Raw genomic sequence first — 19,763 nt, forward strand, 5'->3', positions numbered from 1 at the left:
CTCGGAGAGGATCGAGGGAAAACGGCTAGACCAGTCCAGACCAGATCGTGTGTAGGCTCGCGCCTCGCCACCGCCAACGGCAACGAGAATACGATAGCCGTCGTATTTCATCTCATGGATCCAACGATCGCCGGCAGGGACCGTGTCCACGAGCGTTGCGAGTTGGACCGGCCGGAAAGCGGGCGGCGCTAAAGTGACCTCGTCACGAGCGGGCGACTTCGCTTGACTAGCGCTCGACCCATTGATTGCCTTATGCGACGTTGGCTTGACCACTCTGACCTAAACCATACTCCAGAGACGAAATAGCGTTATCCGCGTCCAACGCGCGACTACTTCTTTAGTTTCGCTGCAGGCCGTATTGAGCTTTTCGCGATCATTGCCGACCCGCTTGATTAGGGCCTCGGCCTGAGGCCGTGCTCCTGCCTCCGGCCCTTCCATTTTCCCGATTTGCGCGCACAGGCAATAATCAAGAGCAGGAACGTGCCCTCAAATGCCGCCACAGCGTATCCGCTCTCTGCCATCGGCTTTAGAAGCCCGACATTCCGGTTCCGGTCCCCTAAACGGCCTGTCAGCTTTGCGCCTGATCTCAGACGTTTGGATGCTGCCGCAGTCTTCCCGGAACCTGCCGTTAATTCCAGTTGAATTCGGTTCACGCTGACGATCGTCAGCCTGTCGACGGCACTGACGCCCCAAGTTGCAGCAAGAAGAGGCCTTCTGCTGCAGTTCTCCGCTCCCTATCCGGACATCGGAGCGCCTCTGTGCGGCCGTACAGATAGTGGCGATTGTGGTAAGTCGATAGATAGGGTGTCAGCCTATGGGCGTGGTCACCGCAGTTCATGCGGCGTCTTGCGCTTGGCCTGAATCCTGGCCGTCACGATATGATATTCGACCTGGGATCCGTCCGGTATCTTTCGCTCCACGCTGATCTGCTCGGAGATGTGCGGCTGATGGCCTTTCCGATCCGGGAGATCGAGCACCAGCAGGAAACCGAAACATACGCCGGTCGTCAGGTAGCCTGTTGCCTGACCGGCATACCGCTTCGCCAGAACGGTGTTGTCGGGCACGTTGTCGTCCTTCTTCACCTCGACGATCGACTTCACGCCGCGGTACTCAATCGCGATGTCGGCGCGGCCGCCACCCGAATCCCTGGCTTCGGCCCGGAACGATGGTGCGTCCGATGTCGTGAGAAACTTCAAGAAATCCAACTGAAGGTCATGTTCGATCGGCAGATCGACGCCGCGTCGAAACACGTATTCGCTCGACGGATCGGTGCTCGTGCCTATATTGGCGCGAAAATCCAAGAACCGCAGGATGAGCGTGCACATGAGTGCCAGCAGCGCTCGGGGATGCTCTCGCTTGTATTCGGGACTGTCCGAGAGCTTCTCCATGACAGCGGCCCACAGGTCAGCCACCTGCCGATTGCGATCGATCCCTACGTCGAGCTGCGCTGCTGTCATCGCGGCTGTAGCTGCGTCGAGGCCGGCTTGTTTGAGGAAATCGACCAGCCGGCCTTCGGTCGATTCGTCAAAAGGGCTGCGATAAATGGCCCCGGCCAGTGACTGCTGCACCGTATCGCGCAGATGTCCGACGTTCAGCGCCAGGTCGCTATCGGCGTTCTCGGCCAGCCACTGATCCAAGGCCTGCAGATAATACCGCCGTTTCCGCAGTGATTGGATAAGCGCGTCCCGCCCAAGAATATCGGCCCCGTGGCCATCGGGTCGGGAGAATAGCTTCTCGCTGGCGAAGAAGATCGAGAGCAGCTCGTCCTCGATCACGATGACCGCTTGCAGCCAAATGTCCTTGGTGAACGTGTGGGCGACCATGGCCAGTTTGGTGGCCATCGACAGCCAGTGGAAACGCTCGCGCGACGACGTCCCGAGCCACAATTCCGCGGAGTGGCGGTCCGCGGCATAGGCCGAGTATTCGATGGCGGCGCGCTGAAGTTTCGGCAGATCGAGTTTGAGATCGGAATGCAGCCCCCTGGCCTGCACATCGATCAGGACGGACGTGCATATCTCATACAGCGCGGCATCCGAACGCCTTTCGCTCATGGCGAGCGACCGGCGAAACCAATCCTGCGCCGCCGCCAGGGCCGACGTGAGCGCGTCGTGCGTCTTGGCGAGCAACCCTTCTTGCAGCCGATCTAGTCCAAGCTCGAGAGCAGCCTCGTCCGCGGCGGCGTCTACAGCCACCAGCCGTGAGAGAAGATCCCGGAAATCGTCGTCCGGGTATCGGCGCAGGATAGCACCGGCGACCTTGGCGACGTGACGCAGATAGGCACCGTCGTCGTCCGCCGTGACGTCCAGAAGGTACGACTGAAGGCGCCTGATCAGGCCGGGATCGCCCTGCGCCACGACAAGCGCGCCGCGCAACGCGTGCGATCGCATCCAGCCATGCTCAGACCGGGACTCGAAACGCCCGCGAAAGATCTCCCACGCAGCGCGGCCGAGAGCCTGCGGAATCGCGGGCAATTCGTCAAGGCAGTCGACCATCTCTGCAATGGCGGTGGCGTCGTCCTCTCGCTCGAGTATCCGCAGCAGCGCGCACCGGACGGCGGCAGCGCTCGCCCAACCGGTCAGCCAGCAGAACGCGTCGGCCCGTGCGGTTGCGGACGCTAGGGCCGCGACCGCGGCCAGCAGGTCGTTCTCTTGAGCCGTTCCCGGATCTGGTATGAGCCTGCCGTCCGTTGTCAGAAGCTCGAATCTGTCTTCCATCGCCCCACCGGTCAGAAGAGGTACTCCTCCCCCTTAGCGTGCAGCCGATGGTCGCTAGACACAACCGCCTCTACCGCCTTGCGAGCGATGGTGCCGATGATGATCTGAACGCCTCCGATGTCCTTCGCAGCAGAGGAAACGCTGTCGAGCATCTGCTCGAAGTCCTCATTCACGACCTCTTCCGACGCCGGCGAGTCGATGATCAGCAGGCCTGGATGCCGGCCATGCCCGCGACGCTTGGCCACTTCCACCGCCGCCAGCGAGATGGCGATCTTTATGCGTAATTTCTCGCCCATCGTCAGGTTGCTGAAATAGATATCGGCGCCGCCCTGGCGGACCCTCAGCTTCCCGCCGCCGTCGAGGTGCATGCTGGTGACGTGGGACACGCCGAACTTCTTGGCGAGCGACATCACCGAATCGGCGATCTCCGTGAGGACGTCCGACTGCATTGAGGTCATTAGCGTCTTGCTGACTTCGGAAGCGGCGCGGAGGATCTTGAGTTCGCCCTGCGTCTCGGTGTCGTCGTCGTCGTTAGGCGATTGCAGTGTGGCCATCAGTTCCCGAAGCTGCTGGGCCTGCGCCTCCAGCTGGACCACGACGAGTTCGGGATCGGCCGGCAACGTGGAGATGGCCTCCTGGACGCTTCGCACCCTGCTCATGCCAGTGCGGAGCCGTTCGGTCGCGTCCCTTGCTGCCTTCCCGCTGGCTTTGAGCTTGGCCTTGGCGATCTGGAGCGACGTAGCCAGATCCTCCACCAAGGTCTGAGCGTCTTGGATGCGATCACTGTCCAGATCGTCCTCGTGGACTGGCAGATCGTTCTTGCACAAGGCGCAGGTATTGCCGTCCGAGTGCTGAACCGCCGGCGCGGCCTTCTCGAACGCCGCCTCGCAGGCGGGGCAGCAAGTCGGGCTAAGCTGACGGAACGAGTATCCTGCCGAGAGCTCGTCCTCGAGCTGCTTAAGCCTTCGCCGCGCATCGTCGTAGCTGGCTGTGACGGACGCGACGGTCGCCGTGTCCGTCTCGAAGGCGACCCGGGCGGTCTCGGCGGCCTTCCTATTGGTCGCGGTCTCCTCGTCGAGCCGCTCCAGCTCCAGCCTTTTTGCGCCGCGGTTATCCATGCCACGGGCTTTCTTCGCCTCGGCCAGCTGGCCCTCAACCTCTAGAAGCCTGGTATTGAGCACTGTGGTCACGCCAGAATGGTTCGGCCGATCGACCAGTCCTTGCTCGACCTGCTTCTGCGCGGTCAACGCAGCGCTATAGGTAGAGACCCACGGCAACCCGATGAACAGTTGGAGCAGGCGAAGCGGGAGCCCGTCGATGGGCAAGTCGCCGAACAGTGCCTTCGCCTCGGTGGAGCTAGACAGGAAGAACGTCGAGGCTATCAGGGGCCAGCCATGGGGATGACCGCCCGTATTCTTGTTATGGGCGTAGATCACCGGGAAATCGAGCTCCTCCATCATCAGATGCTCGGTCTGGGATTTCAGCCCGTCCCCAGCGTCGCCTTCGTAGAGCGTGATCCACTGACCGTCGCCATCGCTCCGGCTCAGCTTGGCCCTGCCCTCCGCCGCCTTCTCCTCGCCGGCCGCCTTGCGCAATTCCAGGCGATGCAAGACGTCGTCGATGCAATAGCGGATATCGATGGTCTCCAGCCACTTCCAGACGTCGGGCTTCACGCGACCGGGGAAATCGCCGCGGATGGCGGCATAGAGCAGGTTCAGGATGGACGACTTCCCTCGCAGATTGCGCTCGGACATCACTGCCCAGATGCCGGTCCCGAGGTTCGACCAGGACAGATCGAAGGGGCTGTCGCGCTCGGACTCGGCTCGAACGCCCGTCAACTTGATGCTGTCGAAACGAAGGCTCTTGGCGCGCGGCGGCGTGGTCTGCGCGCGAACGCCATACTTGAGCAGCACGCTTCGAACATCCGACTCGGGACTGGCGCTGTCCTCGGCGATGGCTTTGGTCCAGCCGTTCTCGGTCGACTCGATGATCCGTTCCTTGCTCATGGTTCCAATCCGACGATCTTGGTCAGACGTTGCTCGACCTGCCTCCGGATGGTCGGTATCACGTCGCCCTGGATGGTGTTTTCGTATTCCGGGTGCTCGTACTGCCAATTCCTTCAAGGCGGAGCCGCTCTTGCCGGCAGCGACCCGCATGACCAATACCAATCGATCTCGATACCACGCCAATTCCGGGTGATCCCGAACGCACTGGTCCAGGAACGAGATCGCCTTTGGCGATATGAGATACTCGTATCGACGTATCTTGCCGTCGTCGCCGGCGAGCTGCATGGGTCTCGCAAGGCCGTAGTAGCTCAGCATTGCAAGGGCGTCCTCAACGTTCTGGTAGGCGCCGTGGCGCCAGCGGACCATCCGCACCAATCTGACCGAGGGCTCGTCGTTGAGAATAATGTGCTGAACCGCCTCCAGGAGCTCTGGCTCGCCGGTGTCGTTGTAAAGGTCTAGCAGGGCGTCGGCCAAGTAGTCGGGATACCGAACGAGGAAGTCCATAGCCATCAAGCGCTTCTCGGCTCGAAAGACCTTCACAACCTCCTCGTTGGGCTCGTCGGCGTCTTCGCCGCCCGCAGCCAGGATGAAGAGCAACCGGAGGGCGTCGCGGTGTCGAGAACTCGGTTCGCGCGATGCTGATGAACGCTGCGCGCGTTCACCCTCTGCCCCGTCCCCTTCCACCAAAAGATCCATATTAGAAATGCCCCCATAGACGCCAGGACGACAATATCTCAGATCATCTGTTTTCGCGAATCCACGAGCCGCATTTCGACTTCGCTAAAGTGAAGACTACATCGTGGCCGTTGGGATAGACCAGCGGACCCGTAAAGCAGGAGCGCGATGGTTGCGCGACAGAAGATTGGAAAGGAGACCCTATGGATCTGGAGCAGTTCATCGCTGAGCAGAACGGAATGGCGTTCTGGCGGGAGTTCACCTTCACCCAGCTCAAGTTCCGCGTACCTCAAGGAGAGCTGGAGCTGGCTGACAACGTGGTCTGGTTCGACAACGTGGCATTCGTCACCCAGATGAAGGAACGGGAGGTGCCGACATCCGACCCGGATGAGGAGCGAAAGTGGTTCGAAAACAAAGTGATGAAATCCGCGGTCAAGCAGATCAGCGATTCGCTACGATACCTCGATACGCACGGCTCCATCCCGGTGTCGAACATTCGCGGCACCGAACTTGAGATCAGCGGCGCCGCGCTCCGCGAAATACATCGTGTGGTGATCTATAAGCCCGCACTGTCCCTACCATCTGACTGTACCGCAACCCACTTCAAGGAAAGCAGGTCGGCCGGCTTCGTCCATATCTTCAACGACGCGGCCTATGCGCGCGTGCTTCAGACTTTGATCGCCCCAGAGGAGATCCGACGTTACTTCGAGTACCGCCAGACTTCGCTGTCCGAGCTTGCACAAATGAAGATTCCGGTGGTCGAGGACGATATCCTGGCAGCGTATGCATCGGAGGAGCCAGTTCCCTCGCCTGCATCACACAAGAAGCTCGAGCGCTTGCTCATGGAGGTGGAGCACTACGATCTCTCGTCCATCCTCCGCCGACTTGCGGACCATATAGAGGCGCCCCGACGAGGCAGCGACCACTCGCGGATCATGGTCGAGTTTGCGAAGCTGCCGCGGTCGGCGTGGCGAGCCGCGAAGGAGCGGTTCGACGCGGCATTGGCGGCGGCGAGGGGCGGCGACAGCGTCAGGCCCTACAGGTTCTACTTCCCGGCGTCGGGTTGCAGCTTCATGTTTGCCCCACTGCACCCCTACGCCCTAAACGACGACGACCCGATTGAGAGTCGGAAGCGCTACCTTCAGACACTCACGGAGGTGGCCAAGTACATGGCCAAGGCGGACCGTGCTGTCGGCGTCCAGATCTCGTTTATGGACGAACACTTCATGATCGATTGGTGCCTGACTATCGAGCCCTGGGTGTTCGACGCGCAGATGGAGGACGCCTTGGCCCGCAGTCCGTTCCGCCCTGTGCGTGAGCAAAAGATTGATGGCTTCCACTTCCTCGACACGCGAGGGGACGACTAGAAGCTCTAGTGCAATGTTGATTGCCATCGTTCCGTAATTACGATGGGCCCCTCAGCGAGTCGGTTTAGAGGTCCGCTAATCGCTTCACGGACGCCAGAAGCTGTCAGTCAGCTCTCGGCCCCACACCAGTCGTTCCGTTGCTCCGGCTTAGTGGACGCTTCTGGCGCTACAGCCATCTTCGCCAAGCGATACGGATACGAGCTGCATCTTCACACCAACCCTACCCTGAAATCCTCCAGAACCTGAGCCAGCCCTGGCGCGCCGAGAAGGGTCAAAACGCGCTTCGCTTGAAGCTTCGGTATTGCCCGGTCGTAGATGGCGAGATTGGTCCCGCCGTTGAGGCGCGAGGGGTAAATGATTCCGTCAAGCTGAGATGGGTGCTCGTGAAACGCTAGCGACCACCGGCGTGCCAGGTTCTGGCGCTGTGCCCGAACGACATCGGTCGGCACACCCATCCGAACGGCATTGTCGCCTCTGAGGTCGACCAGGCGTAGGTCCGCCGTGGTCGCGATCTCCGCAAAGCGCCGTCGGGTCAGTTCCACCTCCTCCACCGGAAGATCGTCAAGGATTCCTTCGCGGCGGTCGCGGAGCACGGTCTCAAGGAAGCACACCTTCAGGGAGTCACCGAGATAGAGAACACCAAACCGATTGGCGTCAACGCGGCGTCGAGGATCGCTGAATCGGCTCGGCGACTTCCCGTATCCCAGCGGATCGGGATAAGTGCTCCAGTAGATCCGGCCGAATGTCCGTCCCGGCGATATGGTCTCGATTTCGAGCTTTGCACGCCCGAAATCGGGTGGAGGTGGAACGCCGGGCATTCAGTCGAAATCGCCTCTGGCCATACCTTCCGCCGCAGCCAACACCGGAGCATCATCGCCTTGCTGAAGGGCACGAAGACCTGTCCGCCCATCGAGCGCGCCATGGGGTGACACCAGAAACCGGTAGACCGCCCAGGCATTGTTGCCAAACATGGCATGGAGCGCCGGTAGTGGTCCGAACGGCCGGCCGTCCTTGTCGAGTTGCCAGACAGGAAAGCGGAAGCCGCGCTTGGCGCCATCGATCCCGAGCACCTGTCCGCTTTGCCGCTTGGCGTTGACCGTCACCCGCGACGTGCCGATCAGCTTGGCAAAGGCATCCGCGCTCAGCATGTCTTCGCCGGCGACAATTTCGGCAACACGCTTGCGGCCACGCGCGCGCGCTGTGGCAAGCGCCGCCTCGAGTTCGGCATCGGGCTTGCCCGTGTCCTCGACGGGAAAGGTATCGATCGGTTGCTCCTCGACCGGCGTGATCGTCTGCGCATCGGCCGCCGGATCGACCTCTACCCGGAACGATACGCGGTGGCCGATCTTGCGGCTGCGTGCGATCGCTTCCTGATAGCGTTCGAGCAATACCTTCTTGAAGTCTGCCTGTGCCGGAAGCTTTGTCGTGAAGCTCAGGGTGGCGACTCCCGCGTGCGACGCGGACCCGCTATGATTGCTGCGCTTTGGAGCGGCCATGATGAGAACCTCCTGCTGTCACCAATATGGTTACAGAGCGCAAGTTCGTCAAGTTCGATAATTTCGTAAAGTCAGTGGAGAATGGCTGCGGACTAAACAATTCCCCAGGCGCGAAACCTTCCCCTCCCCGTCATCTCGCGCAGGCCAAGCTCGCCGACCAGATTGAGCGCCCCCTGTTTTGTCACTTTTAGCCGCTCCTGGATCATGCCAGCCGAGACGAGTGGCCGCGACATCGCGAGCTCGACCAGGTCGGGCAGTTTCGAGCTGGCGCGCCGTTGTTTGAGCCGCCGCTCCATCTGGCTTTTCGCCATCGCCAGCCGGTCGTGCTCCTTCAAGCCGGCCAGCGCTGCGTCGTGAATGGCGTCGACAAAAGCCAACAACCGGTCCGAGCGATTGCGCGCCCGCCGCCACTCCCGCGGAATGTTTTTGGCGCCGAGATGCAGGCTGGCGAGATGGTTGGCGGCAAGACCCTCCTGACGCAGCAGCGCAGCCACCAGCAGTGGCCCGAGCCAGGCGGCATGCTGCAGCACCTCGATGTCGGTCCAGGCCTCGAGCAGGATCGCGGCGCNCGAGATCGTAGATCAAGTTCGGCCGCTCGTCCGAAGGCGGCGTCCTCGCAGACACGTCGGCGCCGCTCAGAATCTTCGACGAGCGCGCCAGGACAGCATCGATCTCGGCAAATTCTTCGGCGAGCAGACCGTCCTCAGCTTCATCCCGACCGTCGGTTTCAACGGTGCTGCTTCCAGCCCCCTGCCCTTCCCGACTTTTTTGTCCCGATGCCGGTGTCGCGCCGCCGCGACCAGTCAGGGCCAAAAAACCGTCGCGGCTGAGCGCCCAGTCCGGTTTTTGCGCGAAAATTCGCCGGCGGGCGCGCAGCACGGCATGCGCCCGGGTGAGCTCGTGGGTCGGGGTGCGAATGTCCATGTGGGCATCATGCAGGACAAGATCTTCGAGATGGACGAGCTCGCCCGCGAGCCAGAGCGCGGCGGCCGAGTCGGCGAAATGCTGGCGTTCGACAAAGCCGTCGCGGACGGGAGAACGAGCCAGCCGCTCATCGAGGCGGACCAAAACCTCGGTCGCGCGGGAAACCGGCCCGATCAGGGTGTTCAGAGACAAATCGCAGATGTCGTAAGCCATTGGTTTCATGATAGTTGATTCGCCATAGTCAAGCTATCTTGATGTTAGGTTGACTCACGTTGGATTTTCTCTGGCGCCTTCCTCACTATCGATAATTATCTCTTATCGATAGTGATTGATCTCGCCGCCCAAATCAGCCAGAATCGCCCTCCAGATGGGCCGCCGGCAACGACGCGGACGGCCGCGATCGACACAAAAGCGCTGTTTTTGCCGCGCGGCCGGAGGCGCCCGAAAATGACCGACACACCCGTGCGACTGCCCGACGCCGCTACCGTCGAAGCGGTGCTTAACGGTCTCGATCCAGCGTCGGCCGATGCGGACCTCGCCCCTGCCCTATCTACCGCGTTCCCTGGCTTTTCGTTCTCGACAGCGCCGGTCGACGATTTTTACTGGCGCGGCGACACCCGCACAGTCTTGACGTCCGACGGCACCCGGCTCGGTGACCACCACGACTGGATCAAGCACGGGCTGGCCGAAGTCGATGGCGATCTCACCGCCTTCTGGAACCGGCATCGAGAAAGCGGGGGAAAATTCACGGAATGGCGCGGCACCGCCGTCTTTGCCTTCTCGCCGACCGGGCCTGGTGTGGCGGACTTCGTCCAGCTTGCGCTCGGCCGCGAGATCGAGGTCCTAGCCGGTCCGGTGGTCGATCCCAACTACCGGCCCTACAGCGCCGATGATCTCTTCGATCCGTCCTGGGTCAAGCGGGAGCCGGAGACGGACGCGCCGGTGCTGGCCGGCCCGGTCTATCGGCTGAGCCGGCGAGGAGGCCTCGTCCACATGCGCAGTTTCCTGGCCGCCCGTCAGCGGCTGGAACGGGATCAGCGCGAAGCGCAACGCCCGGAGCTCGAGGCTCGTTTCATTCGTGAGGTCGGACTGAACTATGACCGGGAGACGCCGTTCCTCGAGCTCAATCCCGACTGGTTCGATTTCGTGCCAAGGGAAAACCGTTTCTTCGCGGACTGGGAGCGGTCTAGCGCCTCCTCCGACCGGGTGTTTGCGCACTGGGCGTTCGACATCAAGGATTTTGAGGATCACGGTCGGCGCCAACTCAACTTCATCCCGCGGCCGCTGAAGATGCCCGCCGAAAGGCTGCTCGTTGATGAGAGCGTGTCTGTGCACCGTCTCATGGAGCGTATCGAGGCGATCGACGCGGAAATAGACCTGCCTTTCGCCTGGTTTTTCCTGATGACGCACGGGCACTGGGTCGATCCGGACGTCGGCGATGCGATTGCGGGGGGCCTTCGCGCCGGGCGTGTGCGCCTGCCCGACAAGGACGCGGCCGTACTGCTCGAGTGGGCCGACAAGCGCTATCTGTTCTGAGGCGCGGCCATGGACGTTCGTCTGCCAAAACCCGCATCCGACCAAAAACTGCGCCGCGCCGAGGCGCTGGACGCGCTGGAGTCCGTGCTGCCGTTCGACCGCAGGGACTTTTTGGCCGAAATCCTCACCGACGACGACGTCGAGACGCTGCGCCACCTGGCAAGGGAGGGGATGGGGGAGAATTCGCTGCGGGCGCTGGCCTCGGATCTCGGCTACCTCGAAGCCTGGTCGCTTGCCGCGACCGGTTTTTCGCTCCCCTGGCCCGCGCCTGAAGCGCTGCTGATCAAATTCGTCGCCCATCACCTGTGGGATCCGGCAAAGCGTGAAACCGACGTTTCGCACGGTATGCCGGAAGACGTGACCGTGGCGTTGAAGTCGGCCGGCCTTTTGCGCGTCGACGGACCGCACGCGCCAAGCACCGTGCGCCGGAGGCTGTCGAGCTGGTCGACGCTGACCAAATGGCGCGGTTTGCGCGGCAAATTCAACGCCCCTGGACTGCACAGCGCCCTAAAACTGGCGGTGCGCGCCAGCGCCCGCCCCCGCGTACGAAAAAGCAAAAAGGCGGTGACCGCCGACATCTTGGCCGCCCTGCTGAAGGCCTGCGCCGGCGACCGTTTCGTTGACGTCAGGGATCGCGCGATCCTCATCACCGCCTTCGCCTCCGGCGGCCGACGTCGCAGCGAAATTGCTTCGCTCAGGTTCGAGCAGATCGTCGAAGAAGAGCCGGTACCCGCCGATCCCAAGGCTCCCGACGGCGAAAAACTGCCGTGCCTAAAAATCCGGCTCGGCCGCACCAAGACGACACAGGCCGACAGCGACGCCTTCGTGCTGCTCGTCGGCCGGCCTGTTCTGGCCCTGAAAGGCTGGCTCGAACGCGCCGGGATCACCCAGGGCGCCGTGTTCCGCGGCATCGATCGCTGGGGCAATCTCGAAAAACGCGCGCTGACGCCGCAAGCCGTCAATCTGATCCTCAAGCGCCGCATCGCCGAGGCCGGGTTTGATCCGATGGCGTTTTCCGCCCACGGCCTGCGCTCCGGCTATCTCACCGAAACCGCCCGCCGCGGCATTCCGCTGCCCGAAGCCATGCAGCAGTCGCAGCATCGCTCCGTGCANTATCTCACCGAAACCGCCCGCCGCGGCATTCCGCTGCCCGAAGCCATGCAGCAGTCGCAGCATCGCTCCGTGCAGCAAGCCTCGAATTATTACAATGACGCCGAGCGGACGCTTGGAAGGGCGGCGCGGATAATCGTCTGAGTCGCAGGTCGATCCGACACATCACAGCTTGCGGCGTCAGCTCCAGGACAACTGGTTCCGAGGCAGCCGCACTTGCCGCCGGCGTGCGCGGCGACCTGTCGGAAGGCGAACGGGGCCAAAGTTTCTGGCCATTCCCTGCGCGCCGGGCTTGCCTCGTCGGCCGAGGTCGATAGCGCTATGTGCAAAAGCAGCTCGGCCACGCCTCGGCCGAGATGACGCGGAAATATCAGCGCCGACGTGACCGGTTCCGCGTCAATCTCACCAAGGCCTCGGGGTTGTAGGCGACAGAAAGCCCTCCCCCGTTACGCGCCAAACAGCCGCCGGTCCCAGTAGACGGGCTGGTGCAGACTTGTCTGGATCCTTGAAAACTCCGGATGCGCCGGATTGATCAGCACATTGCAATCGAGACGCGCCACGACACTCGGTACCAGCAGGATGACGCTGCGCCGTTCTAAACACCAGGTTTCGCCAAATCCCTTGCTCACCGTCGCCGGCATCGTGTCCCAGCCGGGCAGTGACGGCTGGGAAAAGACCTCGTAGCTCAGCCCGCGCGGGATCGTGATTTCGATGTAGTGCTGGTTGGGCGGCAGTCGGCCGCTGCCATGCACCAGCTTTTCCAGCAGGGCCGTCGAATAGTGCTCGCTGGTGTAGATGAGAGGACTTCCGGGCGTGTTCCATCGCCCAGGCGCGATTGTCGAGCCGGTCGCGTCGAAGATCGGGTAGGTGCCGGCCGGATCGCCGATGCGAAAGGACGATAGCGTGCGATCGAGAGTCTGGGCCGTCACGCAGCACTGCCGTACTTCAGACCTCCGAGGATATCGACTACCANTCGGCACCGAACTCGCTCATGATAACGACGTCGATCGGTCGCTTGTCCTCAATCATCGGGTGCGGCCGAAACAGGAAATCGCGCGCTTCCTCTTCGTTCTGCCAGACATCGACAGCAAGGCCCCAGACGCGCGCGACGCGGGCCAATCGCGTGCCCTCATCCGACGAGAGGCGATGTACCATCTTGCGCCGCTCGTAGGTCGCCTTGGGGATCAGCCGGTATTTGAACTGAGCATCGCCAGGCGCCAGAAGATGCGCAACGCGCTCAAGCGCCCCGATGGGAAGTCCATTCTCGATCCGGGAGATCAGCCCGAAAGGCGACCGCGCCGCCACCTCTTTAACGGGCAGCCCCAACACGTCGGCGACATTTCCGAACGCTAGCATTTCACTCTCCATTCCATGTGAGGCAAAATATAGCCTCACATGATGCGCCATGCAAGCCCCGCATCAGCGCGAACCGATCCGCCAACGGTCACCCTGTCATCTTTGCTGTCACGCCGTTCGCTCGCAATGCCGCCATCAGCATCGGCCCGNGATCCGCCAACGGTCACCCTGTCATCTTTGCTGTCACGCCGTTCGCTCGCAATGCCGCCATCAGCATCGGCCCGACCGAAAACTCCCCTGCCCTCGCCTTCTCGGTCAGCACGCGCAGATAGCCACCAGCTGACTCGATGTGCTGTGCCCGCTGCAGAATGCAGGCAATCACCACCGCGGCAATATCCGGACCCATGACATGGCAGGCATCCTCATACGCAGACGGCGAAACGCCCAGGTATCCCCGGACGTGGGCGGCGGTTATCATGAAATCGCGCCAGTTGCCGATGCCGTCGACGGCGTACTCCACGATTTCGGGGCAGGCCTTCAGCACCATCCCCAGCGGATAGGTTTTTGGGGGTTCTGCGGTCCTCGTTAGTGGCTCGGCCGCCGACCCGCTTTTTTCCAAAGCAGGTTCAAATTCAAAAATAGAGTCGGTATTTGAATCAGATTGCTGCCGCTCGCTTTGGGACTCATTGCCGCTCGGATTCGTGGATTCCATATGGATTTCCAGCAGCTTATCCACGTCATCACGCAACGCGGCCAGATCGGCCACGATAGGTTCGAGCTCGGCAATGCGGGCTCGGCGCGGAATTGTCTCCACAACGGCGCGGAAACGCCTCCAAAGGGCTCCCCAGTCGCCCGGCACGTCTTCCTCAACGGCCGCCTCGACCAACTTCTGGATATCCCGGCGGTGTAGCGTAATGCGTTCCCGCATAAGCCGGAGCGCCCTGTTGTCGGCGCGAACACGCTCTGCCGCCGCCTCGAACTCTTGAGCACGGGCCAGCAGCGGCGCCAGGGAGAAGCCAAATGCTTCCTCGATCTCCCCACCCCTGCCCTTCCGTGCATAACGCTTGCCGTTCGGGCTGTCCCGACGGATGACTAGACCGCAATTCACCAGCTCCGCCAGGTTCCTCCGCAATGTGGAATCGGGCATGCCGTGCGCCCTGAGGGACAGCTGTGCGTTCGAGGGAAACACGATGAGGCCGTTTTCCTCACTCAGCTCACTGTCAGGATAGAACGACAGCAACGCATTCAGGACGGCCAGGGCGCGATCGCCGATGCCGACGATGCTCTTGCCCTCGCAGAGGTTGCGGTAGACCTGCCANGTTTTGCGCTGCCAGCATGGCAAGCGACATCGGCCGCCGCCCAAAGGGCGTCGTTGCAATACCCGTCTCCATTTCTTCCTTCGCCTTCTAAATCAGGCAAAAGAAATCCGCTCGCCGAAAATCGACGCTACAACTCTTGACAGTGATTCGCGGAAATGAGATTCTCGAAGTGCGATCTACGAGAAGGGCTTCCGCGACGGCGACGTTCGGGGGCCTTTTTCTTTTGCGGTTTCAGTTCTCCTGCTTCGACTGCCAATCGGCATAGAGGTCATCCAGCCGTTCGGTAATGTATGTGGCAAAGAGCGGCCCGTTGACCGCGCCAATGGCGATTGTGGCGGTTTTTCCGTTGGTTTTCAGCGAGACGCGAACCGATTTGTCATCGGGGGCCCAGGATTTGAGAGCACCGATGCTTTTGGGCGTCTTCTCAGGTTTTGTTGTCAGGGCATCGACAACTGCTTGAAAGCGTTGATCGCTCGAGAGCGCCTTGGTTTCTGGTTCCGAGAGCGATGCCAGCACGTTTTTGACGCTTGCCTTCGGCAGCAGATCGGCGAGTTCCATCCACCGCCTACGGCCGACCTCTGGCGCAGCGCCTATGGCTTCGATCAATTCGATTGGCACCTGCCGCACAACCGAGACCATTTTCGACAGAGCAGCTTTGTCGATCCCGAGGGCCGCCATGATGGTTTCTCGGGAGAACGAGCGGTCTTCCAGGCGAACTGCAAACAATGCTCTTTCTATGTATGAAAGATTGGTCCGGGCGTTGTTCTCCTGCCCCTGGCTGACGACGAGCTGGTCGTCGGAAAGTTCCCGGACGACCGCGCGGACCTTGACACCTAACAACTTGACGGCCGCCAGTCTCCGATGGCCATAGGCGACCTGATACCGTCCCCGGGCGTCTGGATGAGGGCGCACAAGTATCGGCACCTGTTGTCCGTGGTCCCTGATTTGCTCGCTAAGCTGGGCAAGCTTGACGACATCGGTGCCAATGCGATCGCTGACGAAAGACGAGTCAACGAGCGCTGGATCGATCTCAATGATCGTTTGCCCTTCGGCTAGCTGCTTCTCGATATCCTGGGCGCGTTCGAACTTCTGCGTAATGTTGCCGAGGGTCTTGGTGATCCCCCCAATAGGAGTGTTGCGCACAGCAGGAGGGACGAAGCCTGCGATCGGTCTGGCAGCCGTCATCGGCGATGAAGTTTCAGTGGCTTGGTTATCAACCGAAACCTCAATGAGATTCTTGCGGGCCATTATTTCCTCCCCCAAGTCGCCTTCAGCAGGCCTTCGATTTCCGAATTGACCTGATTCAAGGACTCCATTGCACGGTCGTAAGTTCCCCTCGTGAATTGCGACCGCTCGACCTCATAAAGGGTCTGCTTTGTCACGCCTGCGTCGGATATCGCCGTCGATTTGAGCATGGGGTAGTGAAGCATGCGATTCCCAAAGATGGCACGCATGAATCCAGTCATCTGGCTCTGCGGGCCATCATTCGGCTCGAAACGTGTCACGAGGTAGCGCATCCAGTCGTAGCTGGTGCGTCCCCCTGCCCTTTCCACGACAGCCATCAACTCGCTGGTCATCGCCAGAAATTGGCTCATCGACATCACATCGAGCATTTGTGGGTGAACGGTAATAAGAACCGATGTCGCGGCACAAAGCGCCGACATCGTCAAAAAGCCCAGTTGCGGGGGGCAGTCGATAATGACCACATCGTACAGGCTTTCAATATCGGTCAGGACTTCGCCGATCCGGGCAAAGAACATCGATTCTGCCGATCCAGTCATAATCGCTTTTGGGGTCTCATGCTCGAATTCCATCAATTCGAGGTTGCCTGGCACAATGTGCAAATTCGGCGTGTATGTCGCCCGCACGATTTCTGACAGCGGTCGTGGTTCGTCGTATCGTATGGCGCCAAAGAGCGTCTCGCCTTCGCCAACATCGAGTTCGGGCTGATGGCCGAACAAAGCCGATAGCGAGGCTTGTGGATCGAGATCAATCGCAAGCACCTTGTAACCCCGAAGTGCTAGATACTGGGCAAGGTGCGCGGACGTGGTTGTTTTTGCGGAACCCCCTTTGAAATTCATGACCGCAATCACCTGAAGTTTCTCTCCAGGACGGCGGTTCGGGACATATTTTGGGGACCCGTTCTTTTCGTCCAGAGTCTGCCGAATCCGCCCCATGTCGTCCGGCGTGTACATGCGCCGACCGTTGGCCAGCGGCTCTGGCCCGTAGCCTTCGGATGCGACTTGCCTGAGGTATCCTTCTCCGATGCCGATGTAATAGGAGGCCTCGGCCGGGCTGAAATTACGAATCGCCTTCTGAGAATTCGGAGGAAAAATCTTCTGCTGGTGCAACTGCAACTGACGTGACAGTTCGAGCGAATCTGCCGACAACATCGACGGCAGGTGCTCCTGTTCACCGATTTGAATTGAAGTCTGTAACATCCTTGGTCCTCGAACTGCGCAATTACCGCTAAGATGCGATAAACTGCGCAGTTACAATAAGACCCGATTCGTTACGAATTTACAAACGCTTAACCCTGATGCCGTTTCGAGCTTAGTTGTCCGCGGACAACTCTCAGACCGAGCAGTGGTTGTCCGCGGACAACCAAATGGCAAGTCACGTCAATGATGAAGGATCGATTGCTGTGACAGTGCCTAAGTCTGCCGCCGCCGTCCCGCTTCTCCTTACGCGGCGTCTTGTCCGGCGGCTGGCTGCAGGCCGTGAGATACTCGGCAGCGGCCTGCGCCTGCGGCCGTGATGATGACCCTCTTGCCATTCTTCAGGACGGCGAGCCAGCTCGCCAGATAGGCGGCTGTGTTTTCGCGCGGATCATGCGCCACGCCCACAGGAACGATGCCGCGAGCTCGGCAATGAGCTCCTCGACGGCATAGCCTTGACTGCCGGACCTGCCCGTCAGATCGCGGTCCAGGCGATGCTTTGCGCCCGACCAATGCGACACCTCATGCAGCAAGGTCGAGTAAAGGTGAACCTCGCTATCGAAACGCCCGCGGTCAGGCATGAGGATGTCGTCGATACTGGGCCGGCTGTAAGCTTTGGTGCCGGTGACGTCACATAAACAGAGATGGGCTGTCGTTGCGATTTTTGGGAATGATTTCAGGCGATCACGCTGGCAGCAGCTTTCCATTGCGCCATGGCATTCAGGCGGTGAAGATGAACCTGAAAGGCGGAGCGTTTTGAACGGGGCGGGACGAAGAGATTGCGGACTGCAGAGAAGGTCGAGACGAAACGCTGGAGACTCCCCGGTGATCGAAAGCCTTGCATCATCCGCTTTCGTTTTCGCAGTGGCACATGCGAATTCTCCGCTCTGTTGTTCAAGCCCTTGTGCGACCGGTGCTCGATGTCCGGCATGACCTGACGCCGCGCTGCTCCATAGGAGCCGACCCTGTCGGTGATCATGCGCTTCGGTACCTGGCCCTGCTACTTCAACAGCCGTGTCAGCAAGCGCTTGGCGGCCTTGGTGTTGCGCCGGGTCTGGACGATCTCGTCGAGCACATAGCCGTCCTCGTAGACGGCGCGCCATAACCAATGGCTTCCTGCCGGCGATCGTGATGGCGTTTTCGTCGAGGTGCTAGATATCATTTCGACTGGGCTGCTTGTGGCGCAGGCGCCGAGCGTAGTCCAGCCTGAACTTCCTGCCTCAGTGACGGATCGTCTCGTAGGAAACGACGATGCCGCGCTCCAGCAGCATTTCTTCGACATGACGCAAGCTCAGCGGAAATCGATAATACAGCCACACCGCGTGGGCGATGATCTCGGGTGGGAACCGATGCCGTTTGTCATCCCCCGCATCTATCGCAGCGATCCCTGACAAGCGGTTACCGGGACAACGCCCGTTCTATCATCTCCAGCGCATCGTCAGGCGATAGGTGGGCAGTGTCCAACACCAGGCGTTCCGTCTGCCACGGCTCATATTCATGCTGTTGGACGGATTGCCACGTCGGGGGATCAATCCGACGACGTCGACGGTCCGCGCCTCGACCCTCCGGCGGTGCTCAATCGGATCAGAACAAACAACCTCGATATTAAACAGGGCGGACTTGGCGCGATCCGCAGTCGCGCGCCAAGCCCGCAGCTTTCGGCGACCGGGTTGACACAATCGACGATGACCGTCGTCCCGGCAGCGAGATTGGATTCCGACAAGGCGGCTGCTACGATGTAGCCTGCGGGTCGGACTTCGGCGGGCAGGACGTGGGCGTCGCGGATCGCCTGTTCGATCGTGTCGATCCGGAGATATGCTGCAGATAGTCTAGCTGTGAGTTTGCGGGCGATTGTTGTCTTTCCGCTTCAGGGCAGACCACTAAACACGACCAGCATCGGCTGCTTCACCTGTGGATCGGATCTATCCAAAGCACCTCCTCGGGTGCTTCCACTGGCTCGATGTCCAGATTGACGACCACCGGCTCCTGGCCTGACCTGACAAGAACGCATTCCAGCGTCTCGTCGCGGCTGGCATTGATCTCCTGATGCGGCACGTAGGGCGGGACATNACCTGACAAGAACGCATTCCAGCGTCTCGTCGCGGCTGGCATTGATCTCCTGATGCGGCACGTAGGGCGGGACATAGATGAAGTCGCCGGGACCGGCTTCCGCGACATATTCCAGGTTGTCGCCCCAGCGCATGCGCGCCTTGCCCTTGACCACATAGATGATGCTTTCCAGATCGCCGTGGTGATGCGCGCCGGTCTTGGCGTTGGCGTGGATGGTCACCGTGCCGGCCCAGATCTTTTCGGCACCCGCCCGCGCCTTGCTGATCGCCGCCGCCCGGTTCATGCCAGGCGTCTGGGCGGTGTTGGGGTCGAGCGAATTCCCAGGGATGACTTTTACCCCATTCTCGCGCCAGTCGACCGGCGTGTGATCATGATCATGCTCATGATGGCGGCCGTCGTGGCCGTGGTCTTTGGTCAAAGTCGCCTCGTCTTTCTCTGTCCCGGTCATATCTAGTCAAGCAGCGGCGGCGCGGGTTGTGATGGCCTGGACGGCCGCGACAATATCGGCCGGTTCGGTGCGCACAAGCCAGTCCGGGCTGACATCGGCAAATCGCACCGTGCCCGTCTGATCGATGATGATCGCAGCCGGCATCGGCAGCTCCCAGGTTCCCGTTCCGGTGACCTCGCCGATCGGGCTCCCGCTCTCGACCGAAAGGCGGCGCGAGGCTTCGTCGAATGAATATAGGATGCCGAAGCGGCGTCCCAGTGAATTGCCCGCGTCGGTCGCGATCAGGAAATCCAGTTGGTGGCGATCCTTGATGTCGCGCAGCTTTTGGGGAACCTGCGGGCTGACGCCAACCAGCGTCGTACCC

Annotated in this window: 12 protein-coding genes and 7 pseudogenes; 4 read left to right on the top strand and 15 right to left on the bottom strand. The window is 61.0% G+C overall.

The genetic code is table 11. The features are described from left to right. Positions 1–824: 824 nt before the first annotated feature. Together X738_RS79305 and X738_RS0144855 are read right to left on the bottom strand one after the other, a co-directional pair. Entirely contained in the window at positions 825–2,354 is a 1,530-nt protein-coding gene (locus tag X738_RS79305) for a hypothetical protein (RefSeq protein ID WP_245277882.1), read from the bottom strand. Positions 2,355–2,725: 371 nt separating this feature from the next. Next, the gene (locus tag X738_RS0144855; protein WP_245277883.1) at positions 2,726–5,416 is read right to left on the bottom strand and encodes an ATP-binding protein; all 2,691 of its coding nucleotides are present in this window, start codon (positions 5,414–5,416) and stop codon (positions 2,726–2,728) included. 182 nt (positions 5,417–5,598) lie between these two features. On the opposite strand from X738_RS0144855, the gene X738_RS86520 reads away from it, so the two are divergent. Continuing rightward, positions 5,599–6,762 (top strand): hypothetical protein, encoded by a 1,164-nt coding sequence (locus tag X738_RS86520; protein ID WP_023803992.1) that lies wholly within the window; start codon positions 5,599–5,601, stop codon positions 6,760–6,762. Between the two features lie 209 nt (positions 6,763–6,971). Here X738_RS86520 and X738_RS79320 read toward each other — a convergent pair whose 3' ends face one another. From X738_RS79320 to X738_RS88920, 3 genes are all read right to left on the bottom strand, one after another. Further along, complete coding sequence (locus tag X738_RS79320) at positions 6,972–7,580, bottom strand: RES family NAD+ phosphorylase (RefSeq protein WP_023803993.1); 609 nt, start codon at positions 7,578–7,580, stop codon at positions 6,972–6,974. After that, positions 7,581–8,258, bottom strand: coding sequence for a DUF2384 domain-containing protein (locus X738_RS79325; RefSeq protein ID WP_023803994.1), 678 nt, complete (start codon positions 8,256–8,258; stop codon positions 7,581–7,583). It abuts the gene before it with no gap. A gap of 92 nt (positions 8,259–8,350) precedes the next feature. Then, positions 8,351–8,788 carry a helix-turn-helix domain-containing protein gene (locus X738_RS88920; RefSeq protein WP_023803995.1) on the bottom strand — a complete coding sequence of 146 codons (438 nt, stop codon included), beginning with the start codon at positions 8,786–8,788 and terminating at the stop codon, positions 8,351–8,353. Positions 8,789–9,629: 841 nt separating this feature from the next. Between X738_RS88920 and X738_RS79335 the strand changes: the two genes are divergently transcribed. The 3 genes and pseudogenes from X738_RS79335 to X738_RS88070 form a co-directional block, all read left to right on the top strand. Continuing rightward, entirely contained in the window at positions 9,630–10,718 is a 1,089-nt protein-coding gene (locus X738_RS79335; RefSeq protein ID WP_031257083.1) for a hypothetical protein, read from the top strand. Between the two features lie 9 nt (positions 10,719–10,727). After that, complete coding sequence (locus X738_RS79340; protein ID WP_023803998.1) at positions 10,728–11,972, top strand: tyrosine-type recombinase/integrase; 1,245 nt, start codon at positions 10,728–10,730, stop codon at positions 11,970–11,972. A gap of 68 nt (positions 11,973–12,040) precedes the next feature. Continuing rightward, positions 12,041–12,253 (top strand): annotated as a pseudogene (locus X738_RS88070) (tyrosine-type recombinase/integrase); the annotation flags it as partial. A 21-nt stretch (positions 12,254–12,274) separates the two neighbouring features. On the opposite strand, the gene X738_RS79345 reads toward X738_RS88070, so the two are convergent. From X738_RS79345 to X738_RS79385, 10 genes and pseudogenes are all read right to left on the bottom strand, one after another. Continuing rightward, positions 12,275–12,757 (bottom strand): RES family NAD+ phosphorylase, encoded by a 483-nt coding sequence (locus tag X738_RS79345; protein WP_023803999.1) that lies wholly within the window; start codon positions 12,755–12,757, stop codon positions 12,275–12,277. Next, positions 12,754–13,184 (bottom strand): annotated as a pseudogene (locus tag X738_RS79350) (antitoxin Xre-like helix-turn-helix domain-containing protein). The gene X738_RS79345 and the pseudogene X738_RS79350 overlap by 4 nt, the downstream one beginning before the upstream one ends. 163 nt (positions 13,185–13,347) lie before the next feature. Continuing rightward, positions 13,348–14,515: pseudogene (repC, locus tag X738_RS79355) on the bottom strand (plasmid replication protein RepC). Between the two features lie 159 nt (positions 14,516–14,674). Next, a complete protein-coding gene (gene repB / locus X738_RS79360) occupies positions 14,675–15,691 on the bottom strand; it encodes a plasmid partitioning protein RepB (RefSeq protein WP_023804002.1) in 1,017 nt (338 codons plus the stop codon). Next, positions 15,691–16,884: a plasmid partitioning protein RepA gene (repA, locus tag X738_RS79365; protein WP_023804003.1), complete on the bottom strand. Its 1,194-nt coding sequence runs from the start codon at positions 16,882–16,884 to the stop codon at positions 15,691–15,693. Before repA ends, repB begins: the two co-directional genes overlap by 1 nt. Before the next feature lie 243 nt (positions 16,885–17,127). Then, positions 17,128–17,588: pseudogene (locus X738_RS88075) on the bottom strand (zincin-like metallopeptidase domain-containing protein). After that, positions 17,558–18,266 (bottom strand): annotated as a pseudogene (locus X738_RS79375) (IS6 family transposase). Before X738_RS79375 ends, X738_RS88075 begins: the two co-directional pseudogenes overlap by 31 nt. Positions 18,267–18,786: 520 nt before the next feature. Beyond that, positions 18,787–18,948, bottom strand: a pseudogene (locus X738_RS89860) (cupin domain-containing protein); the annotation flags it as partial. A 4-nt stretch (positions 18,949–18,952) separates the two neighbouring features. Next, positions 18,953–19,369: pseudogene (locus X738_RS79380) on the bottom strand (cupin domain-containing protein); the annotation flags it as partial. A 36-nt stretch (positions 19,370–19,405) separates the two neighbouring features. After that, positions 19,406–19,763 (bottom strand): redoxin domain-containing protein (locus X738_RS79385; protein WP_023804010.1); only part of this gene is annotated, 358 nt, incomplete at its 5' end.

This window comes from Mesorhizobium sp. L48C026A00 (assembly GCF_000502375.1).
Taxonomy (GTDB): domain Bacteria; phylum Pseudomonadota; class Alphaproteobacteria; order Rhizobiales; family Rhizobiaceae; genus Mesorhizobium; species Mesorhizobium muleiense.

Excerpts from the sequence above, each read along its gene's own strand:
- X738_RS79325 (WP_023803994.1), bottom strand. The coding sequence starts at position 8,258 with ATGGCCGCTCCAAAGCGCAGCAATCATAGCGGGTCCGCGTCGCACGCG.
- X738_RS79335 (WP_031257083.1), top strand. The coding sequence starts at position 9,630 with ATGACCGACACACCCGTGCGACTGCCCGACGCCGCTACCGTCGAAGCG.
- repB (WP_023804002.1), bottom strand. The coding sequence starts at position 15,691 with ATGGCCCGCAAGAATCTCATTGAGGTTTCGGTTGATAACCAAGCCACT.
- repA (WP_023804003.1), bottom strand. The coding sequence starts at position 16,884 with ATGTTACAGACTTCAATTCAAATCGGTGAACAGGAGCACCTGCCGTCG.
- X738_RS0144855 (WP_245277883.1), bottom strand. The coding sequence starts at position 5,416 with ATGGATCTTTTGGTGGAAGGGGACGGGGCAGAGGGTGAACGCGCGCAG.
- X738_RS86520 (WP_023803992.1), top strand. The coding sequence starts at position 5,599 with ATGGATCTGGAGCAGTTCATCGCTGAGCAGAACGGAATGGCGTTCTGG.
- X738_RS79320 (WP_023803993.1), bottom strand. The coding sequence starts at position 7,580 with ATGCCCGGCGTTCCACCTCCACCCGATTTCGGGCGTGCAAAGCTCGAA.